At 47.4% G+C, this 18,258-nt stretch carries 16 protein-coding genes; 9 read left to right on the forward strand and 7 right to left on the reverse strand.

Annotation, left to right across the window (positions count from 1 at the left end; translation table 11 throughout):
• Window positions 1-103: 103 nt before the first annotated feature.
• Complete coding sequence (locus OO778_RS16180; protein ID WP_005379156.1) at window positions 104-1,009, reverse strand: LysR family transcriptional regulator; 906 nt, start codon at window positions 1,007-1,009, stop codon at window positions 104-106.
• Window positions 1,010-1,130: 121 nt separating this feature from the next.
• Here OO778_RS16180 and xapA point away from each other — a divergent pair, with 121 nt between their 5' ends.
• The gene (gene xapA / locus OO778_RS16185) at window positions 1,131-1,955 is read left to right on the forward strand and encodes a xanthosine phosphorylase (RefSeq protein WP_005394385.1); all 825 of its coding nucleotides are present in this window, start codon (window positions 1,131-1,133) and stop codon (window positions 1,953-1,955) included.
• A gap of 105 nt (window positions 1,956-2,060) precedes the next feature.
• On the opposite strand, the gene OO778_RS16190 is transcribed toward xapA, so the two are convergent.
• Together OO778_RS16190 and OO778_RS16195 are read right to left on the reverse strand one after the other, a co-directional pair.
• Entirely contained in the window at window positions 2,061-2,672 is a 612-nt protein-coding gene (locus tag OO778_RS16190; protein WP_005394384.1) for a bifunctional 4-hydroxy-2-oxoglutarate aldolase/2-dehydro-3-deoxy-phosphogluconate aldolase, read from the reverse strand.
• Window positions 2,673-2,681: 9 nt separating this feature from the next.
• On the reverse strand, window positions 2,682-4,058 hold the full coding sequence (locus tag OO778_RS16195; protein ID WP_012841240.1) for a GntP family permease: 1,377 nt from the start codon (window positions 4,056-4,058) through the stop codon (window positions 2,682-2,684).
• A gap of 153 nt (window positions 4,059-4,211) precedes the next feature.
• Here OO778_RS16195 and OO778_RS16200 point away from each other — a divergent pair, with 153 nt between their 5' ends.
• On the forward strand, window positions 4,212-4,736 hold the full coding sequence (locus OO778_RS16200) for a gluconokinase (protein WP_193448313.1): 525 nt from the start codon (window positions 4,212-4,214) through the stop codon (window positions 4,734-4,736).
• Window positions 4,736-6,532: a phosphogluconate dehydratase gene (edd, locus tag OO778_RS16205; protein ID WP_264910429.1), complete on the forward strand. Its 1,797-nt coding sequence runs from the start codon at window positions 4,736-4,738 to the stop codon at window positions 6,530-6,532. The genes OO778_RS16200 and edd overlap by 1 nt, the downstream gene beginning before the upstream one ends.
• Window positions 6,533-6,890: 358 nt before the next feature.
• On the opposite strand, the gene OO778_RS16210 is transcribed toward edd, so the two are convergent.
• From OO778_RS16210 to OO778_RS16225, 4 genes are all read right to left on the reverse strand, one after another.
• The gene (locus OO778_RS16210; RefSeq protein WP_053807555.1) at window positions 6,891-7,220 is read right to left on the reverse strand and encodes an SMR family transporter; all 330 of its coding nucleotides are present in this window, start codon (window positions 7,218-7,220) and stop codon (window positions 6,891-6,893) included.
• A complete protein-coding gene (locus OO778_RS16215; RefSeq protein WP_170892880.1) occupies window positions 7,217-7,621 on the reverse strand; it encodes an SMR family transporter in 405 nt (134 codons plus the stop codon). The genes OO778_RS16210 and OO778_RS16215 overlap by 4 nt, the downstream gene beginning before the upstream one ends.
• Before the next feature lie 260 nt (window positions 7,622-7,881).
• Window positions 7,882-8,817: a LysR family transcriptional regulator gene (locus tag OO778_RS16220; RefSeq protein ID WP_006741755.1), complete on the reverse strand. Its 936-nt coding sequence runs from the start codon at window positions 8,815-8,817 to the stop codon at window positions 7,882-7,884.
• A gap of 55 nt (window positions 8,818-8,872) precedes the next feature.
• On the reverse strand, window positions 8,873-9,880 hold the full coding sequence (locus OO778_RS16225) for a LacI family DNA-binding transcriptional regulator (protein ID WP_167394128.1): 1,008 nt from the start codon (window positions 9,878-9,880) through the stop codon (window positions 8,873-8,875).
• Between the two features lie 219 nt (window positions 9,881-10,099).
• Between OO778_RS16225 and OO778_RS16230 the strand changes: the two genes are divergently transcribed.
• From OO778_RS16230 to tnpA, 6 genes are all read left to right on the forward strand, one after another.
• Window positions 10,100-11,452 (forward strand): serine/threonine-protein kinase, encoded by a 1,353-nt coding sequence (locus OO778_RS16230; protein ID WP_053808533.1) that lies wholly within the window; start codon window positions 10,100-10,102, stop codon window positions 11,450-11,452.
• Between the two features lie 13 nt (window positions 11,453-11,465).
• Window positions 11,466-12,938 (forward strand): chromosome partitioning protein ParA, encoded by a 1,473-nt coding sequence (locus OO778_RS16235; protein WP_074191867.1) that lies wholly within the window; start codon window positions 11,466-11,468, stop codon window positions 12,936-12,938.
• A 2-nt stretch (window positions 12,939-12,940) separates the two neighbouring features.
• Window positions 12,941-13,513, forward strand: a complete 573-nt coding sequence (locus OO778_RS16240) for a sigma-70 family RNA polymerase sigma factor (protein ID WP_005394366.1) — start codon at window positions 12,941-12,943, stop codon at window positions 13,511-13,513.
• Between the two features lie 2 nt (window positions 13,514-13,515).
• Window positions 13,516-15,093 (forward strand): hypothetical protein, encoded by a 1,578-nt coding sequence (locus OO778_RS16245; protein WP_074192069.1) that lies wholly within the window; start codon window positions 13,516-13,518, stop codon window positions 15,091-15,093.
• Between the two features lie 257 nt (window positions 15,094-15,350).
• Window positions 15,351-17,570: a putative Ig domain-containing protein gene (locus OO778_RS16250; protein ID WP_074191866.1), complete on the forward strand. Its 2,220-nt coding sequence runs from the start codon at window positions 15,351-15,353 to the stop codon at window positions 17,568-17,570.
• Between the two features lie 225 nt (window positions 17,571-17,795).
• Window positions 17,796-18,200, forward strand: coding sequence for an IS200/IS605 family transposase (gene tnpA, locus OO778_RS16255; protein ID WP_242657443.1), 405 nt, complete (start codon window positions 17,796-17,798; stop codon window positions 18,198-18,200).
• The last annotated feature ends 58 nt before the right edge of the window (window positions 18,201-18,258 follow it).

Raw genomic sequence — 18,258 nt, forward strand, 5'->3', positions numbered from 1 at the left:
GTAGTTTGTAACGATGCGTTAATTGCGCGCTAATCGCATTGCTGATTTCAGCGAATCATTTGAAAAGGTCACCTTAGGGTGACCTTTTTTTGTTAGCCCATGCTTAACTCGCATTCTCCAATAACGTGCGAATAAACTCGGCTTTGATAGCACTCTCCTGCTTACCGTCATGAATCAGACATAAGTCTGCACGCAGTGATTCTTTCAGCTTGATAAAACGAATTCCATGCCAATGATGCTGAGAAAACGTCGACGGCACCAACGTCACGGTATTGCTGTTTGCCACATACGCCATCAAGGTGCTTGGCTCCACCACTTGTTTGCCAATATGGGGTGAAAAGCCTTCTTGCAGACAGGCATTGATGATGAAGTTTGCCGAGGCTGAATTCGCCAAACTCATAAACGCAAACTCACACGTCTTTAAATCTTGGAGCCGCAGCAAAGATTTGCTGGCTAACTCATGTTGCTCCGACACCGCCACCACAAACACATCTTTGCCCAAAGATACCGACTGATACGGATAAATGTTGAGTGCATCGGCAAAACGCACAATGCCCACATCAATTTTCTTCTCGCTCAGATGCTTCTTTTGCGTCTCTGGGTTGAGGTCAAAAATGTCGGCGTGATAAGTGTCATGCTCAGCATGGAAACGCTGTAACAGACGATCAAATCCGCCCCAAAATGCGCTACTTACCACACCAACTCGCAGGATATTTCTCTGGTTCAACCCCACTTGCTGCACTTGATTGAGCGAGACATCCAAGGTCTGAAAAATCAGTTGGCATTTGGACTCCAACAATCGCCCGGCCTCCGTCAGCATGACGTTTCTTGAATCACGCTCAAACAGTTTGACGTTAAGCACCTCTTCCAACTCTTTGATGCGATTGCTCAACGGCGAATTGGTGATATTGAGATTCTCGGCCGCCTTAGTGAAATGCTTGGTTTGTGCGACCTCGTAAAAGTAACGCAGCATCTTCAGCGTCACGCGCTCAAATGGTTCTGACTTCATGCATTGAGTCCTAGCGAATTTCATTATCCTCTTTTTAAGGATGATAGTAGCGAATAAAGCAAAGATAACCAGCGCAGAAAGTCACACAATGGAATCAACACACAACCAGAAGGTGACTAACATGAATCACGATCCAGTAATCGGCGCGCTACAAACCATTCGCGAACGCAAACCAAACTTCCAACCTAAAGCGGCGTTTATTTTAGGCTCTGGCTTAGGCGTATTGGCAGACGAGCTACAAGACAAAGTGGTCATTCCATACGAAGAGCTCGAAGGCTTTCCGGTTAGCACCGTGCAAGGCCACTCTGGTGAGTTGGTACTTGGCACCATGGGCGGCGTAGACGTAGTGTGCATGAAAGGTCGCGGTCACTACTACGAACACGGCTCAATGAAGGTCATGACAACACCAGTACGCACGTTTAAAAAGCTGGGCTGTGAATTTTTGCTCGTCACCAACGCGGCAGGCTCACTTCGCCCTGAACGCATCGATGTCGGTTCTCTGGTGGTATTTCATGACCACATCAATACCATGCCTGAATCTCCAATGATCGGTCCGAATGATGAAGAGTACGGCCCGAGGTTCTTCAGCCTCGCCAATGCGTACGACAAAGACCTGCGCGCAGAAGCGTTTGAAGTCGGCAAAGCCAATGGCATTCACCTGAATGAAGGTGTGTTTGTCTCTTACACAGGCCCCAACTTTGAGACCGCAGCCGAAATCCGCATGATGCAAATCATCGGTGGTGATGTCGTGGGCATGTCGGTCGTGCCAGAAGTGATTTCTGCGGCGCATTGCGGCTTACCCGTATTGGCAGTGTGTGCGATCACCAACATGGCAGAAGGCTTGGGAGATGTAGAATTGTCTCACGCCCAAACATTGAAGTGCGCGAAGCTAGCCGAAGCAGATTTCATTCACTTTATTAAGCGCTTTATGAAGCATCACTTCTAAAGCTGTTTCATTCCAAAAAGCAAAAGGGTCATCAAGTAACTTGATGACCCTTTTTCGCATCACGTTTTCTAACGTTCGGGGGGATTTTGGAGCCGTTTGTGCGTTTTACTTAACTGCGCGAACCAATTCAGCAATACCTTCCCAATCGCCATTGTCCATCATTGCGGTTGGCACCATCCACGTACCGCCACAAGCTACAACCGATTTCAGCGCTAGGTAATCTTCCACATTGGATGGGCTTACGCCACCTGTTGGCATGAATTCCACTGGGTAAACCGCCGTGAGTGCTTTCAGCATATTTACACCGCCAGATGGCTCAGCGGGGAAGAACTTCAACGTACGCAGACCCATTTCCATCGCTTGCTCAACTAAGCTTGGGTTGTTTACACCCGGTACGATAGTCACGCCACGTTGCTGACAGTATTTCACTGTGGTTGGGTTGAAGCCTGGGCTAACGATAAAGTCCACGCCCGCTTCGATGGCGATATCCACTTGTTCTGTGGTCAGAACGGTGCCCGCGCCAATCAACAGTTCTGGGTACGCTTCACGCATGATGCGAATCGACTCCGCCGCCGCTTCGGTGCGGAATGTCACTTCCGCACATGGTAAACCGTTTTCTACCAACACTTTTGCCAGTGGCAGAGCGTGTGCTACGTCGTTGATTGCGATAACTGGGACGATTTTGATTTCTCTTAATCGTTGTTCAAGTGTTGTCATGGGGAACCTCTAAAGAATAAAGCTTAATGTTGCGACGATAATAAACGCGATACCGCCAAGTAACGTTTCCATTACCGTCCAAGTTTTTAATGTGGTTTTCTCATCCATCTCAAGCAGACGAGAGACCAACCAGAAACCAGAGTCATTGAAGTGAGACAGTACCGTTGCACCACCCGCAATCGCGATTACGATAAAGCAAAGGTCTAGTTCACTCAAACCTGTTGATGCTGCCACAACTGGCGCGATAAGAGCCGCCGTCGTGGTTAGCGCTACGGTTGCCGAGCCTTGAGCAACACGCAGACAGGTTGAAATCACAAACGCCGCCACAATCACAGGCATACCTGTGTCTGTAAGAACGTCAGCCAGTGCATCACCAATACCGCTTGAACGCAGTACGCCGCCAAACATGCCACCTGCACCCGTTACTAGGATAACACCACAGATAGGAGCCAATGACTCACCACACAATTTTTCTAGTTTTGCCATGCCGTAGTCTTTGGCAAACACAGCCAGACAGACAATCAAAGTAATCAGCAACGCGACTGGGGTTTTACCTAACATACGTAGGAACTCAACCAGTGCCGTTTTGCCATCAATCACACCTGCAACCGCCAGTGTGTTCAATACCGTATCCAAACAGATTAGCAGGACTGGCAGCACAAGGATGGTCATAACCGTGCCAAATTTTGGTGCGTTGCGCTCATCCACCATCGCTTCGCCATTAAAGAAGGCTTTAGATAGTGGAATATCGAATTTTTTGCCCGCGTACAAGCCAAATAGGTAAGCGCCAAGGTACCAAGTGGGAATAGCAACCAAAATACCCACCACCAATAGCAGACCGATGTTTGCGCCAAGGAATTCTGCCGCTGCAACCGGACCTGGGTGTGGTGGAACAAACGCGTGCATAACCGCAAAAGCACCGGCAGCAGGCAACGCGTATTTAATTGGTGAGCCACCAAAACGAGCCGCCACACTTAGGATGATTGGCATCATCACTACAAGGCCAGCATCAAAGAAGATTGGGAAGCCAAACAGTAATGAAGCGACGCCCAAAGCAAATGGTGCGCGCTCTTTACCAAAGCGACCAATCAAAGTGTCTGCCAGCACTTTCGCACCGCCAGTCACTTCAAGAATTTTACCGATCATCGCACCAAGACCAACCAGTAATGCCACGGAAGCCAGTGTGCCGCCGAAGCCGCCCATCATGGTCGATACGACTTTCTCAGAAGGAACGCCAGTGGCTATTGCTGTGCCTAAACTCACCATAGTAAGGGAAGCAAAAGCATGGACTTTCAGTTTAATGATCAGAACGAGTAACGCTGCAATGGCAAGGCCTGCAATCGTCAGTAGGAACGTAGGATCTGGGGCTTGGGTTAATTGCTCCATAGGTTCACCTTTAAGAATTATTGTTTGTGTTATGGTTCACATTTATTTCAGTTACCGGTAACATGTTACCGATAACATGAATAAGATAAACCCATATTTTAAAGTGAATTCAAAAATTGAGATCACGCGCAAATTTGGTTATGAGGATAAGTTATGGCTGGTAGTAGTGTCATCGTTATGGGCGTTTGTGCTAGTGGTAAAAGCACAATTGGTGAGCATCTAGCGAAAAAGCTAGGGCGTAAATTCATTGATGGTGATGATCTTCATCCACGAGCGAACATTCAGAAAATGGCATCGGGCCAGCCTCTGAACGATGATGATCGCAAGCCATGGCTAGAACGCATTCGTGATGCGGCGTACAGCCTAGAAAGCAAAAACGAACACGGCATTATTGTTTGTTCAGCACTGAAAAAGATTTACCGCGATCAGATCCGCGAAGGCAACGACAACGTGACCTTCCTGTTCCTTGATGGCGATATGGAGTTGATCCTTAATCGCATGCGTATGCGCAAAGGCCACTTCATGAAAGAAAACATGGTGAAGAGCCAATTCGAGACGCTAGAGCGCCCAGACAACGAGCCTCAAACTCTGATCGTCAGTATCGACGGAGACATCAGCGACGTGGTGGAACGCTCTGCCGCTGAGCTAATCAAAGTGCAAGCGATCGAGGTGGCGTAATGACTCACTCTGTTGTTCTTGAGGTCACACAACGTTTGACCGAGCGCAGCCGTGAAGCGCGCGCTGCGTTTCTTGCTCGCACCGAAGTGCAAGCCGAAGCGGGCAAAGGCCGTGTTGGTTTATCTTGTGGTAACTTAGCCCATGCAGTCGCCGCTTCTTGCTCTTCTGAAAAGAAAAATATTCTCGATTTTACTCATGCCAATGTCGCGCTGATCAGCGCCTACAACGACATGTTGAGCGCCCACCAGCCGTACCAAGACTACCCAGCGCAAATCAAACAAGTGCTGGCGGACTACGGCCATACAGCGCAAGTCGCAGGTTGTGTGCCAGCGATGTGCGATGGGGTGACTCAAGGTCAAGCAGGCATGGATATGTCGCTGTTTTCGCGTGACTTAATTGCGCAATCAACGGCGTTGTCTTTGAGCCACAATGTCTTTGATGCCACATTACTGCTTGGCATCTGTGACAAGATCGCCCCGGGGCAACTGATGGGCGCACTGTCTTACGCGCATCTACCGACTGCGTTTGTACCAGCGGGTCTGATGGCAACGGGCATCAGCAACGAAGAGAAAGTCGACGTGCGCCAAAAATACGCAGCGGGTGAAGTCGGCAAAGACGCTCTGCTGGATATGGAGTGTCGCGCTTACCACTCTGCCGGTACGTGCACGTTTTACGGCACCGCCAACACCAACCAGTTGGTGTTCGAAGCCATGGGCTTGATGCTGCCAGGTTCGGCATTCATTCATCCCCATACCCAACTGCGTAAAGCGTTAACCGATCACGCGGCTCTGAAAATCGCCTCAATGACGGCGGGTTCTGCACACTTCCGTCCGCTGGCCGAGGTGGTCACAGAAAAGAGCTTGGTCAACGGCATCATCGCTCTACTTGCATCTGGCGGCAGCACCAATCACACCATTCATATGATCGCCGTGGCGCGTGCTGCTGGCATCTTGCTCACGTGGCAAGACATCAGCGATCTGTCGGATGTGGTTCCTTTGTTAGCTCGCGTTTACCCGAACGGCCCAGCCGATATGAACGCGTTCCAAGACGCGGGTGGCGTGCCAGCGTTATTGCACCGCTTGAACGAATCCGAACTTTTGCATCGCGATGTGAAACCCGTGTTTGGTAAATTTGAAGGCCAAATGACGCTGCCGAGCCTTGTCGATGGACAACTGACTTGGACACCGTGCCAAGGCAGCCAAGACGGTGACGTGATCGCCAAACCAGACGCCACTTTCCAAAATACTGGCGGCACTCGCGTATTGACTGGCAACTTGGGCAAAGCCGTGGTGAAAGTGTCTGCGGTGAAAGAAGAGCAACGCGTGATTGTTGCACCTGCGATCGTATTCCAATGCCAACACGAAGTGGAAGCCGCGTACAAACGTGGTGAGCTGAACAAAGATTGCATCGTTGTAGTCACACACAACGGCCCAGCAGCAAACGGCATGCCTGAACTGCACAAGCTGATGCCAATTTTAGGTAACGTGCAAAAAGCGGGCTTTAAAGTGGCGCTGGTTACTGACGGTCGTTTATCTGGCGCGTCAGGTAAAATTCCGTCTGCGATTCATGTTTCTCCAGAAGCCATTCGTGGTGGCGCGATTGGTTTGGTGCGCAACGGTGATTTGATTCGCCTTGATTGCCAAACGGGCGAACTGAACAACTTAAGCGATACCACTGGTCGCGAGTTGATTCATTTCGACACCGAATCTACCCAACAAACATGGGGACGAGGCTTGTTTAGCGTGATCCGCCAAAACGTCTCTAGCGCAGAAGAAGGCGCAAGCTTCATTGTTTAAGGCGAGAAGAAAAACCTCGTCATTTCGACAAGCCTAAGCAAGATCAGGAATTTAATATCAACGTGCTGTGAAGCCAGAGAAAACACCTCTGCCACAGCACTTTTTTGTTGGTAGATTCTGAATCACGCTCGTCCCTCGCTGTTCAGAATGACGAGATGTGGGATTGGTCATTTTTCTTTTTCAATAAACGAATTAGTCCGTCATTCCGACGAGCCTAGGCGAGATCAGGGATCTACTATCAACGTGTTGTGAAGCCAGAGAAACCCCCTCTGCCACTGCACTTTGTTGTCGGTAGATTCTGAATCACGCGCGTCCCTCGCTGTTCAGAATGAAGATATCTGGGGTTCAGAGGATTGCATTAAGCGGTTTTCATCACCACGACTGCAGCAATCACCACAAAGATACCAAACCAGCCGATTGGCTTGAGTTTCTGTTTAAACAGCAAGGCACCACCAACTGCGGTACCTAAGATACCGATCGCGCCCCAAGAGGCGTAAGCAATGGCTAAGTCGATCTCTTTCACCGCTTGCGCCAATAGCGTGAACGCAGCCAGTACCAACACAATCGCGGTAATGCCCCAGCCTTTGTATTTAAAGCCGTGAGAACGTGTGAGCGCCATATTGGCCACGATGTCGACCAAGGCAGCCATCACGACAAATCCAAATGACATCGTAAAAAATTGACTCATGATTCACACCTTACACTTGTAGAAAATGAACGTTCTTTTGCCAGTTTATCGGCGTTTTTCTTGGTGTTAGATTGACCGTGTGACTCCCCTAAAGTCACACAAACGATGCCGATGACAGATAACATCAAACCAAGCAGCTCTTGGGTATTTAAGTCAGAATCAAACAACACGATTGAAACGACCGTGATCAATGAGATACCCAACCCTTCCCAAACAGCGTATGCCACGCCGATAGAAATCTTTTTCGCTGCAATCGAGAGGAAGTAGTACGACACCGCAATCAATACGTACATCACGATGTAGCCCAACCATCCATGACCTTGTCCGATAAAAGACATGGTGCTGGTGCCTGCTACTTCGGCAACGATGGCGAGCAATAAAAATAGACGTGCAACTAGCATGATGAATCCTCCATCAGAAATTAAAAAACTGCATAACGGAGAATGGTGAATGTCACGCATCTGTATCGACTAAAAAGATAAAAATGAGCCACTTCTCCTGACTATTTGAGCTAAGGTTAGCGCTGAGCAGGAAAAAGAGACAGGTAATTGAGATATTCATTTTTGAATATCTATAGGATCGAGTTGTCTATGTAATCACACATTTTCTTCATGGTTATCTTATGCAGAGAATCTCGGTGACGCGAGACAATAATCCGTCGTCACTGTGCGAAAATTAATGGCATCTTCAGAGTTTGGCGTACCACTTTATGTAAGTGTCGGTGCAAAGGATGGTTGCGATTGGTTTGTAAGAAACCGCCAGAGACGACAAACTGGCTAAACTCACGGTTGACCAAAGGCATCGCGTAAGAGTCCAGCTCCGGCATCAATACTGCTGAGCTTTGGCTGGCATACATAATCGCGTCGGTTTCTTGCAACATTTGGCACGCCACACGCAAATTATAGGATTTAAGTAACACCACAGGCTCATAGCCCATACGACGATATTCGGACTCCACGGTACAAAGTGGTTTATACGAGGCGGGCGCAGGCAGAGACACCAGAGGCAGCTTGGACACCGTGTCCCAATCATTGCTGACTTTCGACAAAGTCGGGTGGTTTTTACGTGCCAAAATCACCCGTTTTTCAACAAACAACGGACGCATATAAATGTCTTTCGACAGCTCGGTCTCTTGGTCGAGAATGCAGTAATCGTGCTCGCCCTCTAACATTTCATCGTGCGAGTAACTGTTCCAACTGGAAAAGGCAAAGTGCGCTTTGGGAAAGGCTCGATGGCAGCCAGTTAGCAATCGCTGCCCTTGCTCATCCATCAAATAAGGGTCAGTCACAATCGCGATCTGCCCTTGGTATTGCAGTGGGTCGAACACTTCAAACTCTTGCACCACTTTTTCCAGTGGTGCAATCATGTTGTCGAACTCGGCGGCGAGGCGTATCGCCATCGGTGACGGCTCAACCCCATGCGCTTTACGCACAAACAGCGGGTCATCAAACACTTGTTTGAGCTTCATCACGCCGCGACTGGCGCTCGGTTGAGAAATGCCCAGCTGCATCGCGGCCAGCTTGATGCTGCGGTTTTCCACCACTGCCTTTAATAAACGCATTAAGTTGAGATCCAATGCATCCAGCTGATGTGCCATACCCTAACCTGCCAATACCATTGATGAGCGAATACAGAGAGCGGTTAACTGCGAGTTAAACACTCTCTCCTGAGGTAATTTGATACCCCATATCAACCACTTTTTCTTCTTGCGCTTCACCTTTCAGACGCGCGATCAAAAGCTCTGCGCTCTTTTCACCGATTTTGAAACGCGGTGTATCGACGCTAGTCAGTTTCGGGCTGATGGTTTGACCAATATCCAGCGCGTTATAGCCCACAACCGCCAACTGCTGCGGAACTTGAATGCCACGTTGTTGCGCGCTCAGCATGGTCCCTATCGCGATGTCGTCGTTGGTACAGAATACGCCATCAAGCGTTGGGTGAGTTTCTAGCGCGCGTTCAAGCAAATCATGCGCTAAAGAGAAGCTAGAGTGATCACCCGTTAATACGTGCTTAGGTTCTAGCCCTGCTTCCGTCATCGCGCGATCATAACCTTGCATACGCAGCTTGGTTCGCGTATCCAAACGCGCCCCAAAATAAACGATTGTGCGCTTACCTGTATCTAGCATCTGCTTAACCGCCGTGTACGAGGCATCTTCATGATCTAGCCCAACCGCCATATCAATCGGCTTTGGTGGCAGCTCCATGGTTTCCACCACAGGGATCCCTGCATTTTTTATCATTTGCAATGTACGCGGCGTGTGATGGCTTTCAGTTAGAATAAGTCCATCGACCTGATAAGAGAGTAATGACGCGATCTTGCGTTCTTCTTCAAGCTCATCGTAGCTAAAATGCGCTAAAAGCGTCTCATAGCCATTGGCTTTGGTTACCATCTCGATGCCCTGAACAAAGGAAGCAAAAATTTGGTTGGATAATGAGGGCAGTAAAATACCAATGGCTTTACTGGACGACTTTGACAGCATAGCGGGGGCGCGGTTTTCGATGTATCCCATCTCTTCAATCGCAGTCGCAATCTTGGCCCGAGTCTTTTCTGCCACCGATTCAGGGTTACGCATATAACGTGAAACCGTCATCTTCGTGACGCCAACTTGGTCTGCGACATCCTGCAATGTCGTGCGAGTTTTCTTATTCTGTTGAGCCATAAATATGTGATTTATCAGTAATGTTACAAGTAACATTATGACGAATAGACTCTCTGCCGACAAGCTCAGTGAAAATAATTCGCAAAATCATGACGTTATTATTCTATTAGCCACCAAATTGCGTTTCATACATTGTGAGTCAAAGCCGAATAAATAAATGACATTTATATCAAAGTTCTTATAAAATGCCGTACCTAAAAGAATAAGACATTAGGCACAGTGCAGTTAGGCTCTAGCGAAACCCAGATTTACTATCACTTGCTTGATCTGGACGACTCCCAAAAGCAGCAATACCTCCAAGCATTGCAACAAAGTCAACCTGAGCTGTATCAACAACTCGTTCCTCTTTTAGCCCACGAGACACCTGAAGAACAACTAACGCAGTTACTTTACTTTGGTGCTCACCAGGCTACGAACCGAGACGTCGATCTAAGCGGAGAAGTCATCAGTAAGTATCGCCTAACTCATGAGTTGGGTCGCGGTGGCATGGGTGTCGTTTACGCCGCCCTACGTGCAGATGAAACGTTCGAACAAGATCTGGCCATCAAGTTTATTCAAAGCAATTTGAGTAATGTGCTGGGACAACGTGCACTCTTCGATGAGGCACAACTGCTCGCGCGTCTAAACCATCCGTACATAGCGAAAGTGTTTGATGGCGGTCTTCATCAAGATTCGGTTTACATCGTGATGGAGCGGGTATTTGGTCAAACCTTAGATGAATACCTGTCAGAAAATAAGCTGGAAAAGACAGAAAAACTGCTGCTGTTTAAGCAGATTTGTCAGGCGATGGAGCACGCCCACCAGCATCATGTTTTGCATGCCGATCTAAAACCAGAAAATATACTGATTGATCGTAGCAAACGACCCAAACTGCTCGACTTCAACTTAACTCAAAAAGCGCACTCCACCCGAGAGGGCTCACCCTCGGCACTGATTGCGTTTAGCCAAAACTTTGCCAGCCCTGAGCAGCAGGCAGGACAAGTACTGACAGAACAAAGCGATGTTTATTCATTGGGCAAAATCCTCGCGTTAATGTTTCCGTCACCAGCGGTTTGGTCTGATGTGTATTGGGTGATAAGACGGGCGACGCGTCCAGCCACCCAAGTGCGATACCCAGATGTGCGAGCGCTACGCATTGATATCGAGCGAATTATCGAACGTCGCCCTATCGAGCAGAAAAAACACTGGCCTTTGTATAGCGCCTTTCGCTTGGTGCAACGGCGCCCTCTTGCTTCTGCATTGTCAGGCATCATCGTGCTATCAGGTGTGCTATTTGGCAGCGCCATGATGCAAAAGAATATCCAACTGCAACAAGAGAAGAAGATTGCAGAAGATATGATGTACGAAATGACTCGCCTTATCTTCCACGCGAAGGGGCAGAATGTCGAACACCTCTCAGTGAGCTCCATGATGGAGTTAACACGAAGGCGGATACTCTCTAATCCAGATATCCCCAAACACATAAAACAAAAAATGTTGTTGGCGATGATGACACCGGTGCCAAAGAAGCACCTAACTACTCCAATGAGTTGTCAGCCAAATTGTGCGTCTGAGGACAGCACCAACCAATAAGGCTTAAAACAAGATGTATACACGTTCAGTGGTATTTTGGCTGTCTGCACTGACGGCTACCTCCACGTTAGCAGCAGACACTTCTGCTGCTACTTCACACCCGCCCACTTCAACCTTGAGGCAAGGCTACTTTATCGATGCGCCAGTGACTGGCTTGTATTACAAAACCAGTTCCAATATCACTGGCGTTACCCAACAAGGAGCATTTCACTACCAACCTGGTGATGTGATTAGCTTCTTCCTTGGCAACGATGATAAAGGTTATCTGCTGACAACCTTATCGAGCCAAGAAGTGCTTACACCGACGATGGCAACAACCAAACCCAGTCGTAGCATCAATATGACGCGCCTGCTGCTCTCTCTCGACAGCACGCCTGAGAATCGTAAGGAAATTGTCTTAGCCAACCGCGTGTTGTCTGATGCTCGCTTTCAAAACCAGCTCAAGGGCTTTGACCTCAATTATCTGGATGACGCCAAACGTCACCTCAATCTCGACTGGGTATCTGTCGATGAGGCAATCGAGCACCTAAACGAAAGCCAGCAGTACATTGAAAAAAACTTTGCCTCAGATGAGATCATCTTTGAACCTCGCGGCATGACGTTCAAAAACATCGTGATCAAAAAGAAAGATTGGCAAGGCCGAGCTTGTGCTTACGACTTACGTTATCAACATCATCCTAAATATCGCCCTCCGTTTGGTGAAACTCGATTCACCATCACCAAAGATTCATTGATTGAGCATCCAAGCATTGGCGATCATTTTCAAGGTTGCTTCCTCTCGATGAAGCGCCCTATCACGGAAGACATTGTCGAGCCGATAAGCAAATTTGCGGATTGGTTTAATATCGTCGGTTGCTCAATCACTGGGTGCACCCGCAACGACTTGAATGGTTTCTCTCTCGAAGACTTTGATGATGAAGGCGACTGGAAATACCGCTCCGTTGCACTCAACTTTGATCCAAGTACTGAGCTACTGATGGAAAAAGTACAAGGCCTTGGGCGTAAAAAAAACATCCACCACCACAATCGTACAGAAATGCTGTGGTTTACCTACCCCAACACGAACGAACACGACATCGACTACCTCGGGGTATGGCAGCAGACCCAATACCACCAGCAGTCCATGACACAATCGTGCCTATTGATGCGCCACCAACAAGTCATGCGACTGCCGCACAATGCAGACACCTGTCCAACCGACGCAAGCCTATACACCCAAGATGTCACCCAAGAGTATGCGGACATGTGGTGGGTCAACAATGACGAACCCAAAGCCGAGCTTGCGCAAATGAATGTCATGGTACGTTGGTCAACGACCCCTGCCGAAATCAATTACACCACTTGGGAATATCTGCCCGCTGGCGCAACTTGGGAACAAGGCATTTTATATCGCTATCAACAAGATGTTCTCCGCAACCGAGACGGCTCTGATCGCATTGAAACCCACACCATTTCTGAATTTGTCAAAGTGAGCGAGGATGTATAACCATGGCAACAGCAGTAGCACTGACACAAATCATTCAACAATGGCAATCTGGTGATAAACAAGCCGAGAGTGAGCTTTACCAATTTGCGTATTTGCAGTTACGTAAGATCGCCCAACACGAGCGTGAACGAAACGCGGAAAAGTACGGCACCGACAACAAGGTATTGGCCGATAGCGTCAACAGCACCACGGCATTAATTCATGATGCTTACCTGAAGATGTCCAACTGCGACATGAGTGAAATTGAAACAAAACGTGATTTCTTTTTGATGGCCGCCAAAGTGATGCGTCAAATCTTGATCGATAACGCACGCTCACACCAAGCGCAAAAGCGCCAACACATTACGTTGATGAGAGATGAAGAAGATCGCTTCGAACAATTGATCATCATGGATAAAGCTCTGGATAACTTTAGTAGCCGTTACCCACGCCAATCAAGTGCACTCAAACTCAAGTATTTAATGGGAATGAAAAACCAAGAAATCAGTGAACTACTCGAGTGCAGCGCGAGCTTAATAGAGAAAGACCTAAAATTCTCTCGCAGTTGGTTGCAATCACGAATGGCGCACGCGTAATGATAAGCAAAAAGTTTTGGATAATCGGCGCAATCTGCGTCGGTTTGCTCGGCGTATACTGCATGTCAGACGAATCCAGCTTAGCATCCGCGGCGGACTCATCAGACAGCACGAGCCAATCAACCACGCGAACACATCGTCAATATGAGCGCACATCTTTAGTTGAAGTAAAGCAAGCGTTGACAGGTTCTGCGTTGGAGAACGCCCACAAAAAAGACGGTGATGACGCCTTCAACTCTGCCATTTTAGGACAACCAGGGCCAGTTACGAACCCATTTCATACTACAGAAGACGGCTCTTTTTACGACTCGTCTGTGGGTTATGAAGACAGCCGCTCAAAAGAGGACCCATCAGAGAACAATAAACCCATCATCAACCTCACGGTGGAACAACAGCTACAAACCATTATTTATGCTTGGGAGCTCAACCAAAACTCTCCGATTAGCTATTCGCTCAATCTTAACCAACTGTTTGAAGACCCGGATGGTGATCTCCTCACCACTCGGATTTGGCTCGAAAACGCCAATGGATTAAGGGTGCTAAACCAAGGACAAATGATGGTGCTAGGTGCACCAGAGAACATTAAAACCACCACATACCTGGCGGTAGCGGCGCGTGATGATTACCACGGCGACAGCGACCATGCGTGGGTCACAACACGTTTTGAGTTGCCTGTTGTCACTCCAGGTCACAATGACACGGAACACCCGTTAATTGGCGGCATTGTCTATCGCTTGGAGACGACGCAAAACCTTGGCGGTACCGCGTACGCGTATGAAGTGGTGTATTGCGAAGCGTTTCAGTTTGAGGATGACGAGGTACGTTATGCCGCCTCAAACAACAAACACCAGTGTCCTGAAAAGGGAGACTTAAAAAAGGTGGGTGAGTACAAAATCAGTGATGACTCGTTGATTGTTTATGTCCACGGCGTACGCCAAATTTGGACCACTAAAAAGGTATACGCATCTCAGGTTCATAAAGAGACTCAGAACTATTTCACCACCGTGTTTGATGGCAAACAATTCGAAAGCTACACCATGCAAAAAAACAAGCAATCGATGGAAAAACGCATCAACGCACCGACAGGACGATATTTATACCAGATATCCTTTTTTGACTATTTGCTACCTCGCCCAAACGGCGATTATCTCGTGGCTGAAATTGGCAATTATATTTATCACCATGGAACTCAAGTCATTGGGCCTCATGGTGAAAGCATCGATTCCGATCTCAACTTACGCACTTACAATCCAAACTTGTATTGTGCTGATGTCGCCATCTGGTATGGCAGCCATGTCATTGCTGGTCAAGGAGACTATCAGGTCGACATCATCTCCGATCCTAACCCCTACGATCCGACTTACCTAATAGACTGCTACGAATACATTAGTAACCCCACGACCAGACAACAATCGTTAGCATTTGATCTGAGCTACTCGCCTTACGACGAACTACTTGATGGCGAGGTGTACAGCTACATTTTGCGTCCAAAGCCTGAACTGGCTGATCGCGTTGAAGAATTTAAAATCAATATGATTTATCACAGCCCAAAGCCGTTACGCTCAAGCAACAAAAAATAACCACTTAAAATACATAATGTTATTTTGACCATTAAATCACTAAAAACAAAAAGTGGAACCGTGATCAAAGTCTCATTTCCTTCCTCATCGACAAAAAACTCAAATAAATTTTACGGGTTTTATGCGGTTTTTCGTGTCTTGTTTTCTCCTCGTTAAAGTCCTACAAAGTGACTCATTTATCAGATAACTAAACTTTCGCTTTAGTTTTGGCGATTCAAAACAACAGATCACTAACCTTTGAAAAAGGAACATTCAGAATGAAAAAAATGAGTTTGCTAGCAGCGTCAGTGGCTATAGCACTTACTGGTTGTGGCGGTGGTTCAGGTAGCGACAACACATCAACAGCACAAAGTGGCCTAGAGATCACTGCCATTGATGGTTACTTGAAAAATGCCGCTGTATGGGTAGATACCAACGAGAACTTGGTTCTAGACACCGGTGAAGATACGAAACTGGATGTGGTGACCAACGAATACGGCAAGTTTACCCTTCCTGAAGAGTACAAATCGCAAACGGTCTTTATTCAAGCTTTCGCAGGTCAAACGGAAGATACGACTCGCGGTATCGTAACAGAGACCTTCTCGCTGGCGTCTACGTCAGGTTCAAGCGTTGTGAACCCAATGACCAACATGGTGGTTAGCAAGGTTGCTAAGCAGCTAGCCAGCGATCCAACATTGGACGTTGTAGCGGCGAAGAAAGCGGCAAAAGAAGAAGTGGTTGCCAAGTTAACTCAATCAGGCCTTAACGTAGACGCTTCGATGATTTTTGGCGACTACATCGCAAAAGCAGACGAATCGAAAGAAGCTCAAGCGCTAAATGCAATCGGTGAAGCGCTGGTTGATAACGCTGATATCGATGTTGAAAAGCAGCTTGAAGTTGCCGATCTTGTTGCGAAAGAAGCGAACAATATTATCGAAAACAACGGTGATATGACCGATTTTGCACCTGTTATTACTGTACCAAAAGATGACAGCCCTATTGTGGTTGAGAAAAACCATCGCCCAACAAGTTCTCAGGCGGTCGAGCCAATCAAAGTCGTACTAGGTGAGGCTATCACATCGTTCACTGCATCATTTACCGATATTGACGATGATACGCTAACATACGAGCTAAAAGCGCTAAAACTAGCGAATGGACTAAATGGTTTGTCGATTAACTCGACAACTGGCGCGATCAGCGGCACTCCAGAATCTGCAGGCGTATTTACCTACCAAGTGTTTGCGACTGATGAGCATAAAGCGCGCTCTTACCCACTAACCTTCACAGTAACGGTTGAAGCGCCAAACACAGCACCAGTGGTCAACGAAGATGTAAAAGCTCAACTACAAGCCGAAGTCGATGCTTGGTACTGGGTCGAGGGTGAGCAACCTGTTGATACATTGAACATCTCAACGCTATTTGACGATGCAGACTCAGACCTTCTGACATACACAGTAGAGACCTCCATAAGCAAAAATGGTGGTTTAGAGACAGGCTTCCAAGTTCATGTTGATGGCAACGGCAACATCTCATTTGACGGTCCACTGCCGTTCAAAGCAGCCGCTGGCACAGAAAGCCTGTATGTTTATGCTAAAGACAGCATTAACGCTGACGAGCCTCTAGTAGTATTTGCACTGCCAGAGATCATCGAAGGCACACCTGTTGTACCAGAGCCACCTGTCGTTTCAGTTGCCGACCTACAAAATAAATTCCTTCACTTTGTTGAAGTGGGCAGCAACGGCACAAACTACACAAATGCTTGGTGTGACTCGATTTACTTTGATTCAGCATCAAACAAGCTCTACTGGAGCAATCGAACAGACGCTAACAAGCAGTCTTGTGTCGACGAGGACTTAAACAACTTCACTTCAGAGATCACTTACACAATTGAAGATGGTCTGATTAAATCAACTAACTTCGCTCAAGATGGCATTAGTTTCGAACTGGTTGAAAGCTCGATTTATGATGATGACATGTCAAACCATTACCTCGTCAAGTTCAACTACATTGACGATGAGAGTGAAGAGCTTGAATCTGTGACTGAAGTTTACGGTTACTACACTGACAAACGTGAAGTTGAAAAAGAGATTTATCAACCAATCGGTCGTTCAATGGATAATGCACCATGGGTGGTTGGTCTTACACACACTGTGATTGATGGTAAGGTCCAAGAATTTGATGTGAGCGGCATCGTTCAGCAATTTGATTATGAAGGTACGGACGGCCAAGTTCATACCTACACCGCAGCATCTCTGTACGCAGAGGATGCCCATGCGTGTGATGTACTGAAAAACGATTACACAATTCGTGTAATGGGCTCCAACGATGCAGCAGGCTCTCACTTTGTGAACCGAGAGTTCAAAATCGACAACGGTTGTTATTTGAACATGCTTCCGTTCAATCAAGAAGAAGCTATTCCTGCTGGGCTTTACACTATCGAAGCAAAACCTAAACGCCTTGACGAAGGTGAGCGAGTGATCTTCAGCTTTAAGAAGTAACATTGTAAAAAGCCCCGTATCGCGGGGCTCTCTTATTGTACAGAGCCCCCCTGCTAGGCTGGGGATTCCATAAAGCTTACAGCTATAAATCAGTTATATACCCCTTTCAATTTAATAAAAACGTCTTGTGGTCTGGCAACTGCAAGAGTTAACTAAGAATTGAAGGAGGTCCCAGTGGGGGACGAAAAGAGCTTAGCGCACATGTGATGGAATTGTAAATATCATGTGGTTTTTGCACCAAAGTACCAAAGGCAGGTGCTCTATGGTGAGAAACGAAGGGCAGTAGGCCAGATACTTAGAAAACTATGCGAATGGAAAAGTGTAAATATTGTTGAAGCGGAATGCTGCGCAGATCATATTCATATGCTTTTAGAAATACCACCGAAGATGAGTTTTTCATCATTTATAGGGTATTTGAAAGGAAAAAGTAACCTGATGCTATATGAGCGATTTGAAGTTCAAATACAGGAATCAGAATTTTGGTGTCGAGGGTCTTATGCAGATACGGTAGGAAAAAACACCGGCAAGATACAAAGTTACATAAAGCACCAACTAGAGCAGGATAAAATGGGAGAGCAACAATTGTCGATCCCGTATTCAGGTAGCCCGTTTACGGGTCGCCGGAAATAGTCATATGCAAATGGCACTAAGCGCCTGCTAGGGAGCTGCCGATAGGAGAACCTTATAG

Origin of the sequence: Vibrio sp. STUT-A16, from assembly GCF_026000495.1 — a bacterium.
Taxonomy (GTDB): Bacteria; Pseudomonadota; Gammaproteobacteria; order Enterobacterales; family Vibrionaceae; genus Vibrio; species Vibrio diabolicus.

Coding starts and splice junctions, on each gene's coding strand:
- OO778_RS16180 (WP_005379156.1), bottom strand. CDS start 1,009: ATGAAGTCAGAACCATTTGAGCGCGTGACGCTGAAGATGCTGCGTTAC.
- xapA (WP_005394385.1), top strand. CDS start 1,131: ATGAATCACGATCCAGTAATCGGCGCGCTACAAACCATTCGCGAACGC.
- OO778_RS16190 (WP_005394384.1), bottom strand. CDS start 2,672: ATGACAACACTTGAACAACGATTAAGAGAAATCAAAATCGTCCCAGTT.
- OO778_RS16195 (WP_012841240.1), bottom strand. CDS start 4,058: ATGGAGCAATTAACCCAAGCCCCAGATCCTACGTTCCTACTGACGATT.
- OO778_RS16200 (WP_193448313.1), top strand. CDS start 4,212: ATGGCTGGTAGTAGTGTCATCGTTATGGGCGTTTGTGCTAGTGGTAAA.
- edd (WP_264910429.1), top strand. CDS start 4,736: ATGACTCACTCTGTTGTTCTTGAGGTCACACAACGTTTGACCGAGCGC.
- OO778_RS16210 (WP_053807555.1), bottom strand. CDS start 7,220: ATGAGTCAATTTTTTACGATGTCATTTGGATTTGTCGTGATGGCTGCC.
- OO778_RS16215 (WP_170892880.1), bottom strand. CDS start 7,621: ATGCTAGTTGCACGTCTATTTTTATTGCTCGCCATCGTTGCCGAAGTA.
- OO778_RS16220 (WP_006741755.1), bottom strand. CDS start 8,817: ATGGCACATCAGCTGGATGCATTGGATCTCAACTTAATGCGTTTATTA.
- OO778_RS16225 (WP_167394128.1), bottom strand. CDS start 9,880: ATGGCTCAACAGAATAAGAAAACTCGCACGACATTGCAGGATGTCGCA.
- OO778_RS16235 (WP_074191867.1), top strand. CDS start 11,466: ATGTATACACGTTCAGTGGTATTTTGGCTGTCTGCACTGACGGCTACC.
- OO778_RS16240 (WP_005394366.1), top strand. CDS start 12,941: ATGGCAACAGCAGTAGCACTGACACAAATCATTCAACAATGGCAATCT.
- OO778_RS16250 (WP_074191866.1), top strand. CDS start 15,351: ATGAAAAAAATGAGTTTGCTAGCAGCGTCAGTGGCTATAGCACTTACT.